General features: G+C 46.3%; 11 protein-coding genes. 6 read left to right on the top strand and 5 right to left on the bottom strand.

Annotation, left to right across the window (positions count from 1 at the left end; all coding sequences use genetic code 11):
• The first annotated feature begins 387 nt into the window (after nt 1–387).
• The 3 genes from A4R26_RS33880 to A4R26_RS33870 are packed head-to-tail and all read left to right on the top strand — an operon-like array spanning nt 388 to nt 3,195.
• Nucleotides 388–987 carry a TetR/AcrR family transcriptional regulator gene (locus tag A4R26_RS33880; protein ID WP_081171565.1) on the top strand — a complete coding sequence of 200 codons (600 nt, stop codon included), beginning with the start codon at nt 388–390 and terminating at the stop codon, nt 985–987.
• A gap of 21 nt (nt 988–1,008) precedes the next feature.
• Nucleotides 1,009–2,097 (top strand): 1,2-phenylacetyl-CoA epoxidase subunit PaaE, encoded by a 1,089-nt coding sequence (paaE, locus tag A4R26_RS33875; RefSeq protein WP_081171563.1) that lies wholly within the window; start codon nt 1,009–1,011, stop codon nt 2,095–2,097.
• A gap of 51 nt (nt 2,098–2,148) precedes the next feature.
• On the top strand, nt 2,149–3,195 hold the full coding sequence (locus A4R26_RS33870) for a nucleoid-associated protein (RefSeq protein ID WP_081171561.1): 1,047 nt from the start codon (nt 2,149–2,151) through the stop codon (nt 3,193–3,195).
• A gap of 160 nt (nt 3,196–3,355) precedes the next feature.
• Here A4R26_RS33870 and A4R26_RS33865 read toward each other — a convergent pair whose 3' ends face one another.
• Nucleotides 3,356–3,781 (bottom strand): hypothetical protein, encoded by a 426-nt coding sequence (locus A4R26_RS33865; RefSeq protein ID WP_081171559.1) that lies wholly within the window; start codon nt 3,779–3,781, stop codon nt 3,356–3,358.
• A 247-nt stretch (nt 3,782–4,028) separates the two neighbouring features.
• On the opposite strand from A4R26_RS33865, the gene A4R26_RS33860 reads away from it, so the two are divergent.
• The gene (locus A4R26_RS33860) at nt 4,029–6,653 is read left to right on the top strand and encodes a family 10 glycosylhydrolase (RefSeq protein ID WP_165760511.1); all 2,625 of its coding nucleotides are present in this window, start codon (nt 4,029–4,031) and stop codon (nt 6,651–6,653) included.
• Nucleotides 6,654–6,772: 119 nt separating this feature from the next.
• On the opposite strand, the gene A4R26_RS33855 is transcribed toward A4R26_RS33860, so the two are convergent.
• The 4 genes from A4R26_RS33855 to A4R26_RS35305 all read right to left on the bottom strand — a co-directional run bounded on the left by A4R26_RS33855 (nt 6,773) and on the right by A4R26_RS35305 (nt 14,232).
• Nucleotides 6,773–8,278 carry a reverse transcriptase family protein gene (locus A4R26_RS33855; protein ID WP_081171555.1) on the bottom strand — a complete coding sequence of 502 codons (1,506 nt, stop codon included), beginning with the start codon at nt 8,276–8,278 and terminating at the stop codon, nt 6,773–6,775.
• 460 nt (nt 8,279–8,738) lie between these two features.
• Nucleotides 8,739–10,400, bottom strand: coding sequence for an SWIM zinc finger family protein (locus tag A4R26_RS33850; RefSeq protein ID WP_081171553.1), 1,662 nt, complete (start codon nt 10,398–10,400; stop codon nt 8,739–8,741).
• A 264-nt stretch (nt 10,401–10,664) separates the two neighbouring features.
• The gene (locus A4R26_RS33840) at nt 10,665–13,982 is read right to left on the bottom strand and encodes a hypothetical protein (protein WP_081171549.1); all 3,318 of its coding nucleotides are present in this window, start codon (nt 13,980–13,982) and stop codon (nt 10,665–10,667) included.
• A gap of 109 nt (nt 13,983–14,091) precedes the next feature.
• Complete coding sequence (locus A4R26_RS35305) at nt 14,092–14,232, bottom strand: hypothetical protein (protein WP_165760510.1); 141 nt, start codon at nt 14,230–14,232, stop codon at nt 14,092–14,094.
• A 198-nt stretch (nt 14,233–14,430) separates the two neighbouring features.
• Between A4R26_RS35305 and A4R26_RS33835 the strand changes: the two genes are divergently transcribed.
• Both A4R26_RS33835 and A4R26_RS33830 read left to right on the top strand, forming a co-directional pair.
• A complete protein-coding gene (locus A4R26_RS33835) occupies nt 14,431–15,897 on the top strand; it encodes a DUF3375 domain-containing protein (protein ID WP_081171547.1) in 1,467 nt (488 codons plus the stop codon).
• A 5-nt stretch (nt 15,898–15,902) separates the two neighbouring features.
• On the top strand, nt 15,903–16,520 hold the full coding sequence (locus tag A4R26_RS33830; RefSeq protein ID WP_081171545.1) for a DUF4194 domain-containing protein: 618 nt from the start codon (nt 15,903–15,905) through the stop codon (nt 16,518–16,520).
• The last annotated feature ends 22 nt before the right edge of the window (nt 16,521–16,542 follow it).

Genomic DNA, 16,542 nt, shown 5'->3' with positions numbered 1-16,542 from the left:
AACCCATATAGTGCAGCCATAACAGGCGGCCCCGGGTACTATTTAATTTTAATGAAGAAATCGGATGAAAGCTTCGGAATACCCCTGTATCCCGGTGGGAACGGGGCTGAAGCGGCGTGCAAACCTACGCGAAATTTCTTATGTGCTGAAACTACAAAGCAGTTTTGCCATACTATTTATTAACTTGCCGCCATTCTGCACAAACTACATTGATTAACCTGCCCGCTGTTTATACAGCGGCCTGATTATGACCTGGTTTCAGTATTACTGCCCACTTAGTGTTATTGCCGTTTTATTGTTAGTATACTAATTTTATTTTTTTACCTGTATTCTAATATAACCCGCTAACAATTGTTAGCATTTTTATTATCTTTGACCCCCATTATTATGGCTAAAATTAAAAGAAACAGAAACGGTACAAGGAAAGACGTAATCATCGCCAAGGCAGCCAAGCTGTTCCGCGAAAAAGGCTTTAGCGCTACTTCCATGCGCGATCTGGCCGAACATGTAGGGGTGGAAGCAGCCAGCCTGTACAACCACATCAGTTCGAAAGCCGAGATCCTGCAGGAGATCTGTTTTAAAACGGCCAATAATTTCATGTCGCATATTGAGGAAGTGGATGCCACACCCAATAAAACAGCCATTGAAAAGATCCAGGCCATTCTCCGGTTTCACATCAGGCAAATGCTCGATAATTATGAAGAGGTATACGTTAGCGACCGCGAGTGGAAGCACCTTACCGATCCTTACTTATCGAATATGCAAACGCAGCGCAGGGCCTACCGCCAACGCATTGCCTCCGTTATCGAAGACGGTATTCGCAAAGGAGAAATTAAACCCATCGATGCGCCAACAGCCGTATTGATCATGTTGCACGCGGTTAGCGGTATTGAATCATGGCATCGCAGTAAAAAGAAGATCGCCGGCGAAGTACTGGAAGACAATATGGTACAGATACTGGTTGACGGCCTTCGTAAACAAGCATAGTTTCATTAAAAATTTGCCCTTTTGGCTACGCATTTTCATCAACTAACGATTGCTGATATCAGGAAAGAAACGCCCGAGTGCGTATCCATTGCATTCGAGGTGCCCGAAGAATTAAAAACCGCCTACCTGTTCAAACAAGGGCAAAACCTTACACTTCGTACGGTCATCAATAATGAAGAGGTCAGGCGTTCCTATTCCATTTGCAGCAGTCCCACCGATAATGAACTGCGGGTAGCTATCAAAAAAGCGCCATACGGGAGGTTCTCCGTTTGGGCCAATAATATGTTGAAAAAAGGCGATGTGGTGGAAGTAATGCCCCCAACCGGCACCTTCTTTACCGAGCTCGATCCGGTTCATAAAAAAAAGTACCTCGCTTTCGCTGCCGGAAGCGGCATCACACCCCTGATCTCTATTATTAAAACAACGCTTTTAACTGAACCCGACAGCACCTTCACCCTCGTATACGGCAACCAGAACCGGAACAGCATTATCTTCAAAGAACAACTGGAAGCATTAAAGAATAAATACATTAACCGGCTGGCCGTTCATTTTCTGTTAAGCCGCGAACAAACCGATGCAGCCATTTATTCGGGCAGGATCGATGACGAAAAGCTGAACCTGCTGAGCCAAAAGCTGATCGATGTTCATGGCATGGATGAGATCTTCATTTGCGGGCCCGAACAAATGATCTTTACGGTTATGAACTGGCTGCAGCAATATGGCATACCTAAAAAAAAGATCCACTTCGAGCTGTTCACCACCCCCGGGGAGAAGGCTGAAGTAAAAAGCAGAAAACACGAAGCGGGAAAAGAAGAAAGCACCGCCGAAAAAAGTAAGGTTACCGTAAAACTCGATGGCATCGCCTTTGACTTCGATCTGCCTTACGAAGGCCAAACCATTCTCGAAGCCGCCCTGCAGCAGGGAGCCGATCTGCCCTTTTCGTGCAAAGGCGGGGTTTGCAGCACCTGCAAGGCAAAACTGCTTGAAGGCCAGGTTTACATGGATATCAACTACGCCCTGGAGCAGGAAGAAGTGGATGCCGGGTTCATTCTTACCTGCCAAAGCCACCCCCGCACCGAAAAAGTAGTGGTTGATTTTGATGTTAAATAGTGGGGGGATTTCCCTTTCTTCAATTTATCTTCGCGGCCTCAAAAAAAGGTTATGACCGGCATTGACAGCGTACAGTTGCAACAGGTTATCGTGCATAAAGTAGGTAATCCATCCCGCGGTGAAGACTTAAAACTTTCCGTTAATCCGCTTACCCTCAACGATGATATGGTAAAGGCATTACTTACCAAATACTTTCTGGGGCCCTTTAACGAGAATGAATTATACCGTTTTACCCATCTCAGCGATATAGAAATGAACGAGGTATATACCTTCGTTCGCAGCATTTTTGAAGACCGCGAGCGCTTTACCCAACAATCGGCCCTGCTGGCGCAATTCCTTTACAGTAAATCGACCCACGTAAAAGTAAAAGAAGGAGAGTTTTATGTGGTACTGTTCGATGATATTCCCTTTGAAGGCGAATTCATCAGGGCTGTTGGTTTGTTTAAATCAGAAACCAAAGAAACCTTTCTGAAAGTATTTCAGCATGGCCCCAGCTGGGAAGTGATCCAGGAAGAAGGAGTGAACATCAATAAACTCGATAAAGGCTGCCTCATCTTTCACACCAATACAAACGAAGGATATAAAGTTTGTGTGGTTGACGCTACCAACAAACAAAACGATGCCCAGTACTGGGTAACCGATTTTTTACAGGTAGAACCGTATGCCGACAGCTATCACCATACTGATAAATACCTGAGCCTGTGCAAAAGTTTTATCACCAATGAATATGCCGAAAAGTTCGAAGTATCGAAAAGCGATCAGATAGATATGCTGAACCGCTCCATGGAATACTTCAAAACCAAAGAGAACTTCAGCATAGAAGAGTTCACCAATGAGGTTATTCACCACCAGGAAGTGGTTGATACTTTCATGGATTATAAAAAGAACTTCGAAACGGCGCGCAACTTCGAAATACAGGACGAATTCGCCATACACGTATCGGCGGTTAAGCAACAACAGCGCGCATTCAAAACCGTATTAAAGCTCGACAAGAACTTCCACGTATATATTCACGGCCGCCGCGATCTTATTGAAAAAGGCGTTGATGAAATGAGCGGGAAAAAATATTATAAGCTGTACTTCGACGAAGAAAGCTAGAAAACTGTTTGTTGTTTATGGTTTGTAGTTTGTAGTTTGTAGTTGCTGCCGCGCCTTGAGTCTGCCTTCTCAATTTAGGATTGCAGAGAATTCGGGAAGATGAAATGCAAACAGCCTGACCGAATAAAATAACCACAAACCATAAACAACAAACCACAAACTACTTCAATACTTTCGTAAACCGTTCCACCTCCAACACTTCCGCCGGTGTCAGCGTTTCGTTATTGTCGTATTTCGATTTGAGGAAAAGCACCCGCTTGTGCTGGGGATATTTGGCCAGAATGGCCTCCATCATTTGCCCAATACGTTCATCCTTCTCATACATCGGTTTGGGCGGCGGCGGCGTCGATTTATAACGGGTAGGCCGTTTCAGGATCACCGCTTCCAGTGTTGCCAGTTTACCGGTGGGAATTGTTTTTACCTTCAGCGATTTATTATATAATCCTTCCAGCTGTTTCTTACTTAAACCGCCGCGTTCCTGGTACTGCATATACAGGCTTTGCACAAACGTAGAATGTGGCTGCGCCTCGAGCAACGCTTCCAGTATATCTTTAATAACGTCTACATCTACTTTTTTCCGCTGCATAATTATCTGTTTCCTTTTTTCTTTTCACTTATTCATTGCCGCTTTACCGGCGCAACGCAAACGATTGCCTGCCCGGCAAAAATAACACACCGTATGAATTAATTATTAAATGCCTTGTATTGCAGCTTTTTGCGGCTATAAAGTCCCGAAATATCGCAGGCTTTTGCAACAGAGGCTGTAAATTCGGCGATACCTGCAAAATTAACCTACCATGTTAAAAAATCTACTAACTGTTTATGCGACTTGCATGCTATGTGTTGTTGGGTTTGCACAAAATGCGCCCAAACGCGAATTCCGGGGCGCCTGGATTGCCACTTACTCAAATATCGACTGGCCCAACCGCACCCAAACACCAGCACAGCAACGCGCCGCATTACTCACCATTCTCGACCATCACAAAGCTACCGGGCTTACATCACTGTTCATACAGGTTCGCAGCCAGTGCGATGCTATGTACAACAGCAGCATCGAGCCCTGGTCGGCCGACCTTACCGGTACACAGGGTAAAGTGCCCGATCCGTACTGGGACCCTATGCAGTTCGCCATTGAAGAATGCCATAAGCGCGGCATTGAATTTCATGCCTGGCTCAATCCATACCGGGCTGCCGGCAACTCGAACAACATTCCTTCCTTTGCCGCCAGCCACGTTACCAAAACGCATCCCGAGTGGTTGTTAAGTCAGGGTACCCTGCGCATCCTTGACCCCGGTTTGCCTGCGGTTCGTGATTATGTTACGAGTGTTATCACAGATATTGTGCACCGTTATAATGTCGACGGTATTCACTTCGACGATTATTTCTACCCCTCACCGCCGGGCGCCGGGGTAACACCTATCAATGACAGCGCCAGCTATGCCAATGATCCCCGTGGTTTTACCGTAAAGGCCGACTGGCGCCGCGACAATGTGAACCTTTTGATCTCCCGTGTATATGACAGCATCAAAACCATAAAACCCTGGGTAAAGTTCGGGGTATCGCCCTCAGGCATCTATCGCAATAGCACCAATCCCGCCATCGGGTCTGCCACAAGCGGCCTCGAGCATTACACTTCGCTGTATGCCGATACCCGCAAGTGGATCCAGATGGGCTGGGTCGACTACCTATGCCCGCAGGTATACTGGTACATTGGCCAACCGGGCGCCAATTATGCGGTTGTTGTTCCCTGGTGGAATAACAATGCCTTTGGCCGCCATATTTATATTGGCCTGGCAGGTTATAAAGTAAATGATCCCGCACAGGGCGCCAACTGGGCCAACCCATCCATGATCCCGAATGAGGTACGGCTGAACCGCTCACTCAGTAATGTGTATGGCGCCGCCGTATACAATACCAACAGCCTGCGCAGCACTACCAAACTGGGCTTCAGGGATTCGCTCCGGCTGTTCTTTTATAACAAACCCGCCCTGGTGCCCAATATGCCCTGGCGCGATAGCATTGCCCCCGACAAACCATCCAGTTTAACCGCCGTGAAATACGCCCATGACTCTGTAGTATTAAAATGGATCAACCCGGTTACAACCGATGAAATGAACAAGGCCTGGCAATTTGTGATCTATCGTTCAACCAACCCGGTTATTGATACCAGCCTTGCCGAAAACATCCTCCACATTACCGTTAACGATACTACCGGTTATACCGACCGGTCAGGTTCACCCGACAGCACCTATTATTATACCGTTACCACTACCGACCGTTTTCACAATGAGAGCGTGGCCGCCAACATGGTTTCAACCCTGGCGCCTGATATCGTTTGCCAGCCCGATACCCTGCTGGTGTTGAACACTTCCTGCTCGGCTATACTGCCCGACTTTACGCAACTTGCAGCAGTGCAGGCCTCATCGCCGGTTACTATAACACAATTACCCGCTGCCGGCACTATTATAAACGGTCAGCAGGGAATTCCAGTGACCCTGATAGCTACCGATGCGGGCGGCAATGCAGACACCTGCAGCTTCCTGGTAACGACAGTTGACCACGAAACACCTGTTCTCAACGCACCGGTACTTACAGTTGCCAACGGCGGTACTATTATATTGTCAACAGATTCAGCTTCCTGTTCGTTTACAGCCGGCAATCAACTGGATATCACCGCTTCTGATAATTGCGACGACAGCCTGCTGATCAGTTATACACTTACAACCAATGGTGTTATTTCCGCACCTGTTTCATCAAACACATTAAGTGGTGTGATCTTCTCAAAAGGCGCAACGCTGGTTTCATGGACGGTTGCCGATCATGCCGGCAATACTGCAACGTATAGTTATACGGTTGTAGTGAACGATACAGAAAGTCCGCTGATCACCAATGTAACCGCCACGCCGGCGCAATTGTGGCCACCCAATCATAAACTACGCGATGTTACCATCGATTATACCTTAACTGATAATTGCGGCGGTGTTACCAGCTCACTGGCGGTTACCAGCAACGATCCCGATAGCTATCGGAACAATGAACCCGACTGGGTAATCATTGACGCACATCACGTTAAACTCCGCGCAGAACGCACCGCCATTAACAAAGAGCGTGTATACACCATTGCCATTACCGCTACCGATAGTGCAGGAAATAACAGTACCGCTTCAACTAAGATCAATGTTCCGCTATTCCCTGGCGAAAATGAAGGTATCCTCACCGTGAAGGCATTCCCGAACCCTTCACCCGGTCAGTTCATCATCATGACCCTGAGTACATCGCCTAAGCCACTCAGCATAGCTGTTATAAACAACGCGGGCAAACTGATTGAAACCAGGAATGGCCTGCCTTCAACCGGCTTGTTCTTCCTTGGCAACAATTATGTGCCCGGCATTTATTATCTCGAAGTAAAACAGGGCAATAGTAAGGAAACCATCAGGCTCATAAAGCTCAAACATTAGAAATATTTGTAAACAAGGGGAGCCGTGCGCCAGATGGCAGGCGACCCACCCCCCAAAAAAAAGAAGCGTCCCGCCGGTGGCGGGACGCTTCTTTTTTTAGTTGGTTTAGTTATCGCTGGTTACACCACATTCCACCAGGGTTTATCATCCTCTTTTTTCGGGTCAGCGCTATTATTGGCCGGTGGAGTTGGATCCTTCTTTTTTGGTGCGCCGGTCACTGTTGACGCATACTGCAGGCGGTTTGTTTGCAGCAATGCGGCGATCCGGTTCTGCAAAGCAGCGCCCTGCGCCGGTTTTACCATCTTTACAAAATTGGCATAACCCGTTACCGCACTGGCGAGGTTATCATTGCCCCATTTCAGTTCTGCAGCGTCTTTTGTTTTCAACTGGTGAAGCACGGCCCTGAACCGGCGAAGTTGCTTACGGTTCAAACCCAGCTTTTCATTTACCACCACACCGGTCACTTCCTGATGCGTTCCTTTTCGCATGATGCGGATCTTCTCAGGATGCACAGTAAACCCCTCATCGGCCAGCACCTTCTTTATGCGCCATACCAGTTGTTGGGCATTGGTGCCGGGATCGTTAAAGGAGAAAGTTATATCATCGGCATAACGGGTAAAACTACACTGGCCCTTGTTTGCCAAACCCTGCAGCCGCTTATCGAGCTGGTAGCATAAAATATTGGTAATGGCCGGACTGGTTGGCGCGCCCTGTGGCAATACCCGGTTGCCTTTTTGAACAAAATAGTTCCTGCCATCGATCGCTACTTCTTCAGTAACCGCTTCAGTACACAGCAATGCAAGGATCACCGCTATCTTTTCGGAATAGCCCAAATGCTGTAACAGCCCTTTTACTCTTTTATAATGTATAGAGGGAAAGAAATCTTTTACATCTACATTCAGCACAACCTCTTTGCCAACATGCGGCTGCGCATTGCTGATGATAGAACGTTGCAATGCAAATCCGTGAACTGCAGCATGAACAGCCACTTTGTTCAGGATATTTTCCAGGATCCAGTATTGAACCTGTTTCAGCCGGGGCATGGGCGCGGAGATCAGTCTTTTGCCACCCGATTTTTTAGGAATATAAAACTTACGGTAATGCGATACGGTAGATACGCTTCTGTTGTAAGACAAAAAACGCAGTTCTTTTAAGGGAATGCCTATTGCGTTGGCGAGGTCATTTTCATTATTGAAAACCGGCAGGTTGTGCTTTTGTAAAGCGGCCAGGTTGTTATCGATATTATTCAGCCCAACGGATACGCCTTCACCAAGATAAATGATCTCTTTTTTCTTTTGTTCTTTCCAGGCTTCGGCTTTATTGAAACGTTCCTGTTCTTTTTTCTTTTTATTTTCCTCGCGTTTCAACCGCGCTTCGGCCATCCGTTTTTGGCGCATTTCTTTCAATACGGCTTCCCTGTTCTGGTACCGGCGCTTTTCTTCATACAGTTTGTTGAGCTCTTTGTTCAGCTCGCTTTCTTTTTTTATCAAAAGCTCAGGAACGGCTGGCCCGCCTTCATTTTTTGACCAAAAGCCCATACGCTTCATTTCTTCCAGAACCACTTCATCTTTTGAACTTTCGCGGATGCGGTCGTATAACTCCTGACGAATGTTTTTGTGTGCCATGTTGGTGAAGAAAAGAGATCATGTATTGACAGAGGAGAAACATGCTGCCTTCGTGCACACCGGTGACCAGATTAATCAACGCAAGGCATATGGGTACCAGTGTACTATTTAGGCACATAGTGCCGGTACTGAAAATAGTACACTGGTACCTATATGCCATAGTAAAGATTACATTTGGTGATGCATGAAATATTCATGTTGCATGAGCGACGAAACATCGCTCTTTCCTTTCGGAAGCAAGGTGCATGTAATTATTTCCCCTCTGTCAAAGAACACGAAATGCGGTTAACAAATATAGATTCCTATTTTTTAATTTCTAAATAATTCAGGGTTCTTTTTTTATTACTTATTCACGGAAAACGCAGAACGCCTAAGGCTCCTGCCCGCATCTCAAAATCTATGGCAGCTTTGCAGGAGGTTCCGGTTTCGAAGAGCAGCGTTAAGTCCTGAAATTTCCATTTCATTTAAACCCTTCCGTTATCCTTGTTTTGTTAAACGACTGGCGAATGGCCAGCATGTGCTCACAAGGCCCCTTGTATAATTTATTTTCAATATAATAACTGCAATCGCAGTTGGCCGATCTTATCTTTTCATCGGCATCTACCAGCAATTGCGTATTGTAGGTTTTGCGTGTAGCTTTCACCGTACCGGTCAACCGGGTACTTCCATCGGCCAGCACCTCTGAATTGAATGTTATCTCGTTTGCTTTTAACAATTCAGCCGCCATTTCCTCACGCGGGTTATCGAAGCGAAGTTTATCGAACGGTAATGGTTCACGGCTTAGTTCACGTAAGCGGTAAACGTTCCGGTTCAAGTCATAAATAACACGACCGGCCTGCGTATACGCGCTCAATGCGCCTGATACCTGTGCAGGCTCGAGATGCAGCTTCTGCGCAAATTGCTGCGACGTTCCAAACCAGTCCTGCTGAATGGCGGTAAATACTTTTGCCTTAATGTTATCATCAACCGCAAGCCTTGGCGCCAGCAGATCAAAGTTGCCTGCGTGGCTCCAGTCGTTGGCGGTCCAGCCGCTCAACCCCAGCGTAAAATTCATATCACCGAGGTCGGCTATATAAAACGAAGGCAAACCGGTGCCCAGCAAATGAACCGTAAACTTTTTAGCAACAGGGATCAGCCTTTCCAGTATCAGCAACCTTCTTCTTCCCCATGTTCTTACTTCCTGTTTGGCCGGGCCCTGATAAATACTGCGCGCACAGATAATTTCCTTACCCCAGGGTTCCAGTATCACCTTTACCGGTTGACCGGGCTCCAGCACATATCGCAATGAGCGCGGACCTCTTTTTTCTTTGAATCGGCGCAGCATTAAACAGATGTTGTAAATATCCATCGGGTGCAGGTCGAACTGAATGGTGGGCAGAGTCATAGCGCTGCTTACCTGTAAAAATCCACGTACCCAGCTATCGGGCAGATCGATCTTTACTTCCTTATACTGCTCCTCATGGGTAGTTTGAACCGTAAACCCGCTGGGATCGACTTTCAATTCCGTTTCCTTATAATCACGGATCTTCTGAAACTCTTCATACAGTGCAGAAGAATAATCTACATTGGTTGTACCGCATTTATAGTCATCGAGCTGTTTGAATACGTTGTAATTGCAACCCAGTTTACCATAGGTTGATTCATCCTGGCTGAAACATTCAAAGAACAATTCATCGGGGTGAATGGTAATAACGGGGTCAAGCACAATCCAGGCTTCCCTGTTCTTCTCGTATAGATAATTGAAATATTTCTGGCGGGCCGTATAAAAAGGAGCCATTAATTTTTCCTTTTGCGTGCGTACGTCGGTTAACTCCGCTTTTATCTGCTCTATGCGGTTGTTCGCAGCATTGGCATCATAGCCGGCCATATATTCAGCCAGGAACAGGGCTTCATTCTGCGCCACCCATTCTTTATACGCGGTTTTATCTTTTGGTTTGAACCGCAGATCACTAACTACAACATCGTGCAGCGCCGAAATGGCTTCGCGGAATGACAGCTTCTTGTGCAGCCTGCCTACAAACCAGGCGCTTTCACGCAGGGTATCGGGCGCAAACGACAATCCCGTCTTTTGCGAAGTACTGGTTACCGTACTGTTTCCCGCGAATTTATATTTAAATAACATGAATGACTTTTTATAAAGGATCAGATTCGTTTTTCGTGAAAAGGTCGTTCATTCCCCGGCACTCGCGTAAACCGGCAATCGGCAGTCGTGAGTCGGTAATAAACTCCGAACCTTCGGGTATCGCTATTGTTAAAATGCGAAATAAATACATCTGTGTGCCCTGCGGCGAACCACCTGCTAAGAAGTAAAAACCAGGCACTGTATTACCTCTGTCAACCTTATAACCTTTTCAACCCCTTGTTAACCCGTTAACCAGTTAACCTGTCAACTCCTTACTTCAATTTCTTTAATCACCAGCGGCGACTCTACTTCATACAACGACTTCAACTGCAACAACACTTCAATACATTTCGCTTTGTCGCCAATGGCCGCAATGGCAGAAACATCGGTGAGTATTGCCCCAACCGTTTTGGCAGCGGCTTCCGATTTGCGGCCTTCAACCAACAGGAAATGATAGATCCTGTTTTTGGCGATGCGGCTTTTATTAACCCTGGTTAAAACAGAACGGAAATAAAACTCAAGCGATTGAATTTTCTCCACATCATCCGAAGCGTAACGTTCGAGGTAATTGGTGGCGAACAACTGCATATTCTCGCTGGGATGCTGGCTTAATTTTAACAGGTAGTTATGGCCCTGGTCGCCGGTGAAGAATTTAGTGATCAGTTCGCGGCCATACGCTTCAATATCGGGTTTAACCGAATCGGCCAGTGCTATCAGCGCTTCCGGTGTCCAGTCTTCAGCGGTGAATTCTTCCCTGAAATATTGCATGGCAAACTGCCGTGTATCGATCCATTTGCTGTCGAGCAGTTTTACCGCAGCGTCTTTTTCGAATTTGATCCTGGGCACCTGCTCTTTATAGAATTTCCGGCACCACAACCGAACATTCAGGTTTTCGTGGGCTCCCAATGCAATTACCTGCGGTATGGTCAACTGCGCGGGATCGGTATATTTTTCAAGTATTACAATACCAACCTTCTGTGCAGCGGCGTAATTGCCATACAGCAGATTCAGGGCAAGCTCTTTATTGGCATTGTGTAAGTAGTTGCTCAACTCATTACATAAAAGCGCGCTGATGTCGTCGTGTAAGCCTTCGCTGGTTTCTTTTCTTAAGAGATAAGGCATTAACAGGTCGGCAGCTTTTTCACCAAAGCGCCCGTCTTTCTTCGCCATGCGGGCAATGGCCGACGCCAGTCCGCGTCTTACATTCTCATATGGTGAGGTAATGCTGGCGATGATCTCCCCGCCATACTGCAACAAAATTTCTTCCGGCATGTCGTTCAACAATATCACTCCCATATCGCGAACCGGCGCATAAGTGTGTTGCAATAAACCAAACAGCAAAGACCTGTTCAATTCCTGCAGGTTGGCATTTCGTTTTCTTTTTCTTAACAGGTTCAATCCGAATATAAGAACGGGCGGAACTTCATGCTGCAGCAGATCGGCTATGATGGCAAGCGGCACCTGCTGCACTTCCTCATCAAACAACTCAAGCAGGGTGTCTGATGCGCGTTTGATGATGGGCTCATTTTCTACCGTAAAATCAATGATGGCCATCAATTGTGCAATAGACTTACCAACCACTACATTCCTGACATCATTGCTAAGGCTGGCCTTCTTTATAAGGCCTTTTGCCCAAATAGCTATATCGGCGTCGGCGGCAAAGATCAGGTTGTTAATGAAATCGCTTTGCTGCAGGTAATCATCCTGGTATTGTGCCGTCCACTCCTTTCCTTTATTACGGGCATCGGCATTCTGTGAATTGAGGAGGGCGATCACCAGGTCGGGGTCGGCCTTGTTGCCGGCATATTTCTCTATAGTCAGCTGCAAACCAAAAGCAGCCGGAATACCAAAGGGAGAAAGCAATAATCTTATGCAGGCATGTTTGTCCAGCTTCAATTTGATCTCGTTCCATTGCGGATGCGTGGTAAGGCCGCCCTGTGCGAATTCATGGATCTCATCGAGCTGCGCATCCATCAGCAATTGCACATATGATTGTGGCAGTTTGTTCCATAAATGCAGGAAGGGTGTGCCATTTTCATTTACGGTTGAAGCCTGCGGTGTTTCATTATTTTGGGGAACCGCCTGCTCATTTTCCTTCTTCCTGCCAAAAATGCCGGAGATCTTTTTTAACAATCCGCCATGCTCTTTTTTGTTTCCGGCCGGCGACTGCAGTGCAGGCCTGGCGGCCAGCAATTCCTGTTCTGTTTTTATGCGCCAGATCCCGCTATTGAGCAGGAGCAGTTCAGGATGCTCTCCGCTTAATATTTTATGCAGGAAAAAAGCATGCGCATTTTGCGGGAACCGGATTTCGGTACGCGCATAGTTGCGGCCATTCCATTTATAATCGTACGTAGTATAAGCTTCCTTAAAGTCGGTCGATCTGTTATAGGAGAGCAGAATACCGGTTGCCAGCTTTACATAATCTACGCTTTCGAGGTGGCCATACATCTGCAATCTGCGGTTAACCCGGTAGCGTAAATAACGGCGGGTACGTTGTGAATAAGCCAGGCGGCTGTTCTGCTTTCTCAGTTCCCTGTTTGGATTAACGTAGCCGTTGGTATGAACAAAATAATTTTCACCGCGTTCGTTGTTGAGTGTAAAATGATGAACGAACATTTCGCGCTCCCGTTCAAAGCGTAATACAAGCAATGCCGATATTTCAAAATCATCAAGCAGTTCGGCCTGTTTATAAACGGCCCGCACATGTTTGAAATAATTTGGCTTCAACGGTACCTGTTGCAATATGCTTTTTACTACGGGGCGTACCCATCTTTTCTCAGTTGAAATAAGATACAGGTGTTCGAGCCAGTTGTATTGCGGTTGTTGCTGACCGATCCTTTCCTGAACGAGGGCCGCCAGTTCTTTTTCCTGGTTGTTTTCAATGGCGGCCTTTATTGGTTCGGGTAAAGAATTAAGATAGTGACGGAGATGCTCTTCCTTTGCCTGTGCTTTTAAAAGCAGTAACAGACCGGCACCGGCTATTTTACCGATCACCGGTGATGAATGTTCTTTAAAGATTTGTTGCAATGCCGGGATGGCTATTTCATTTCCGCAACGCGCCAGCGCCCAGGTAGCGCAGTATTGATGTACGGCATCGCCGTTGTTGAACAACTTTAGAATATATTGTGCCGCTTCGGGTATTTTATATTCACCGGCCTTCCAGATAACACGGGAAAGTTTCCATTTTGTCTTATAGGAGGTGGTGGAGCCCTGAACGGCATTATATAATCGCTGCAGAATTCCTTTCGTTCGGCCGGGCGGTAACGACATAAAACTGGCGCCAATGGTTGTTTCAGTTGCCAGCGCGAATGGAGCGGCCTTTGGAACGGAGGAAACACCGTCTTCTGAAGCTGTATATCCCTTAGAGATCTTTTCGTTTTCCAGTTCACCAAAGATCTCCTCTGCACCGGCCAGGGTAACCGGCACCGGGGTTTTACTGCCCTCTTTTAATTTCGCACCTCTTCGACCATAACGAAAATTCACCACATATTTATCATTACCTACATCGCAAAGGTCGATCTCATAAACTTTATCGGAATTACCCTCTTTAAAATATAGAATACTTTGTTTTATAAGGCGCATGGGATAAGCTACAAATTAGAGGTTGGTAAGATAGAGAAAAACGGTTGATAAAACCAACCCCCTGTTTATATTTTATATATGCAGTTTGTCACCTGCGGTGACCAACCGATCATGTAACTGGGTATAACCAGCCATCGCTAACGTACCCGGTTAACTGTTTCAGAAAAGTAGTGCGCGCACTGATATTATTGCCATAAAAATCATCGATGTGGTAGTAGGGGATTTCTTCGCCATTTGCATGCGTAGGCATAAGCAGCGCAGGTTGGCACTTCCCATAGTGTTTACGGAAAACAGCTTTCTGGAAATTAACAAAATACAACAATATTATTAAAAATTATAAGGAGAAGAATTTATACACAGAACGGGGAGATATAAATTAGGGAATTTGTCAAATTGGCCTATTTTAGACCCTCTGTATTAATTCTGAACCAGTACAGGAATTGTGAATATGAAACAGGAAGATTTACTGTATTTGTTGACCGCCAGTCCCGCCGTACAAATGCTTCGCTCCCGGAGCGCCCGTTGGTATTTACCCTTTCTATACCAGGTATATAAAGAAGATAACAGGTTTGTAATACAGGAGGATACGTTAATACAACTATTGTCCGAAACGCTTTCGCACCAGGAAGACGGTACCGAAGATTTTGAGGAAGCCAAGATCGTCTTTGGGGAAGATGAAGAAACCCGCAGCCGTAAATACATTCTAAACTGGGTGCAAAAAAGAATTTTGCAGGATCTGCAGGATGCCGAAGGCAATGTACAATACCAGTTGAGCGCCCATACCGAAAAAGTATTTCAATGGCTGCTTTCCCTGCAGGCGCGCAACCACGTAGGCACAGAAAGCCGGTTCAAATTGCTGTTCAATTCGTTACAGGATATAGTTGAGAAAACTGAAGACGACCGCCCGAAACGATTGCAGATGTTGAAAGACCGCCGGGCCGAAATCGATAAGGAAATAAAAGCCATCGAACTGGGCGTGGCGCCGGCCAACTATAGCAATTCGCAGGTACAGGAGCGGCTTGAACTGTTTACCCGGCTCTGTTATGACCTTATCAGCGATTTCAGGGAAGTGGAAGACAACTTCAAGCAAATTCACCGCGCCATCGTTGAGCAACATACAAAAGCGGAACAGAACAAAGGCGCCATCGTAGGTTTTGCCTTCGCAGCTTATGACGCCCTGCGCAACAGCAACCAGGGCAAAAGCTTTTATGCGTTCTGGGACTTTCTTATTTCCCGGGCCGGTCAGCAGGACTGGAAGGAATTGACAACCCAGTTGCTCGACCTGTTGAAAGACCGCGGCATAGAGGCCGATGAACAGTTCCTTCAAAACATAAAGTCATTACTGCTCGAGCAGGGTAAAAGCGTATACGACGCCAATGATAAAATGGCCGAAAAGCTCAGCCGCATTATTTCTGAAAAAGAAATCGCGCGGCATAAGCGGTTACGCCACCAGATAGGCAATATCAAAGAACTGATCTTCGAATTGATGGATGATGAGGAGGTGAAGGCGGGCATTTCCATAGACGAAGGGGTTGAAATAAGAATGCTGATGGAACGCAGGCTGCAGTTTGAACAAAAGAAAGCGACGGTAACCGTAAAACAACCGGTAGCAGCCAGCGAAAAGATCGCAGATCCCGAACGGTTCAGCCGCATGGTAAACACTACGTTCATAGATAAAAAAAGATTGTGGCAAAAAGTAGAGTATGCACTGAAAGAAAAACAAACCGCCACCCTGAAAGAAGTGCTGGAACAACAACCGCTGGAGAACGGCATTGCTGAAATTGTGAGCTATTTCAGTTTCCTGCGCGATAAGGCAAGCCGGGTGCAGGTGATCCAAAATACCAGCGAGCATATACCGATAAATGAAGCCGCCACAAAATTTGTAGAAGTACCTTATTTATTATTTAGCAAATAACCGATATGAGCAGCCAGCAAAGAATATTACCATATACATCTGTTTTTATAAAACTGCTGAAGGGGCCGGTTGAATACGTGGAGAAAAGCACCTGGGAAAAGCTGATACAATACAAGGTTGAGCTAACCAGCTTCCTGTTACAAATGGGATTGTCCCTTGTACTCGACGAACAGGATGGTTATGCCTATATTAAACATTACCCGTTTGAAGAAGACGAGAACCCGGTTAGCTGGATCCAGCGAAGATCGCTTACTTACGAAGAAAGCGTGATGCTTGTTCTGCTGCGCGAAATGATGGCCGAGTTTGAAGTAGGCGAGGCCACCAACCGCGAGCTGATAAAAAAACGGCGCGAAATAAAAGAGTACGCCGAACTGTTTTTTAAAGAAAATGCCAGCCGGGTAAAGTTCCTGAAAGAAATAGACCGGCTGATTGATAAAGCCGAAGAAAACGGCTTTATCGATAAAACAGAAACGAGCGACCTCGCCGATGAACAAAAATTCCGCATTAAAAAGATCATAAAAGCAAAAGTAAGCAGCGAGGACCTGGACCATTTCTATCAGCAGCTGGTACGATATAAAGAAGAAAAAGAAACAAACCAGCCGGTTCAGCAGGAGCAACAGTAGTACAAAACCCAGGAGTAAACAA

The sequence above is a fragment of the Niastella populi genome (assembly GCF_002078015.1).
In the GTDB taxonomy this organism is placed as follows: Bacteria; Bacteroidota; Bacteroidia; order Chitinophagales; family Chitinophagaceae; genus Niastella; species Niastella populi.
This window is presented reverse-complemented; position numbering and strand designations above follow the sequence as displayed.

What these genes read in the sequence shown, in the direction of transcription:
- A4R26_RS33880 (WP_081171565.1), top strand. Translation starts at nt 388, where the DNA reads ATGGCTAAAATTAAAAGAAACAGAAACGGTACAAGGAAAGACGTAATC.
- A4R26_RS33870 (WP_081171561.1), top strand. Translation starts at nt 2,149, where the DNA reads ATGACCGGCATTGACAGCGTACAGTTGCAACAGGTTATCGTGCATAAA.
- A4R26_RS33865 (WP_081171559.1), bottom strand. Translation starts at nt 3,781, where the DNA reads ATGCAGCGGAAAAAAGTAGATGTAGACGTTATTAAAGATATACTGGAA.
- A4R26_RS33860 (WP_165760511.1), top strand. Translation starts at nt 4,029, where the DNA reads ATGCTATGTGTTGTTGGGTTTGCACAAAATGCGCCCAAACGCGAATTC.
- A4R26_RS33855 (WP_081171555.1), bottom strand. Translation starts at nt 8,278, where the DNA reads ATGGCACACAAAAACATTCGTCAGGAGTTATACGACCGCATCCGCGAA.
- A4R26_RS33850 (WP_081171553.1), bottom strand. Translation starts at nt 10,400, where the DNA reads ATGTTATTTAAATATAAATTCGCGGGAAACAGTACGGTAACCAGTACT.
- A4R26_RS33840 (WP_081171549.1), bottom strand. Translation starts at nt 13,982, where the DNA reads ATGCGCCTTATAAAACAAAGTATTCTATATTTTAAAGAGGGTAATTCC.
- A4R26_RS35305 (WP_165760510.1), bottom strand. Translation starts at nt 14,232, where the DNA reads ATGCCTACGCATGCAAATGGCGAAGAAATCCCCTACTACCACATCGAT.
- A4R26_RS33835 (WP_081171547.1), top strand. Translation starts at nt 14,431, where the DNA reads ATGAAACAGGAAGATTTACTGTATTTGTTGACCGCCAGTCCCGCCGTA.
- A4R26_RS33830 (WP_081171545.1), top strand. Translation starts at nt 15,903, where the DNA reads ATGAGCAGCCAGCAAAGAATATTACCATATACATCTGTTTTTATAAAA.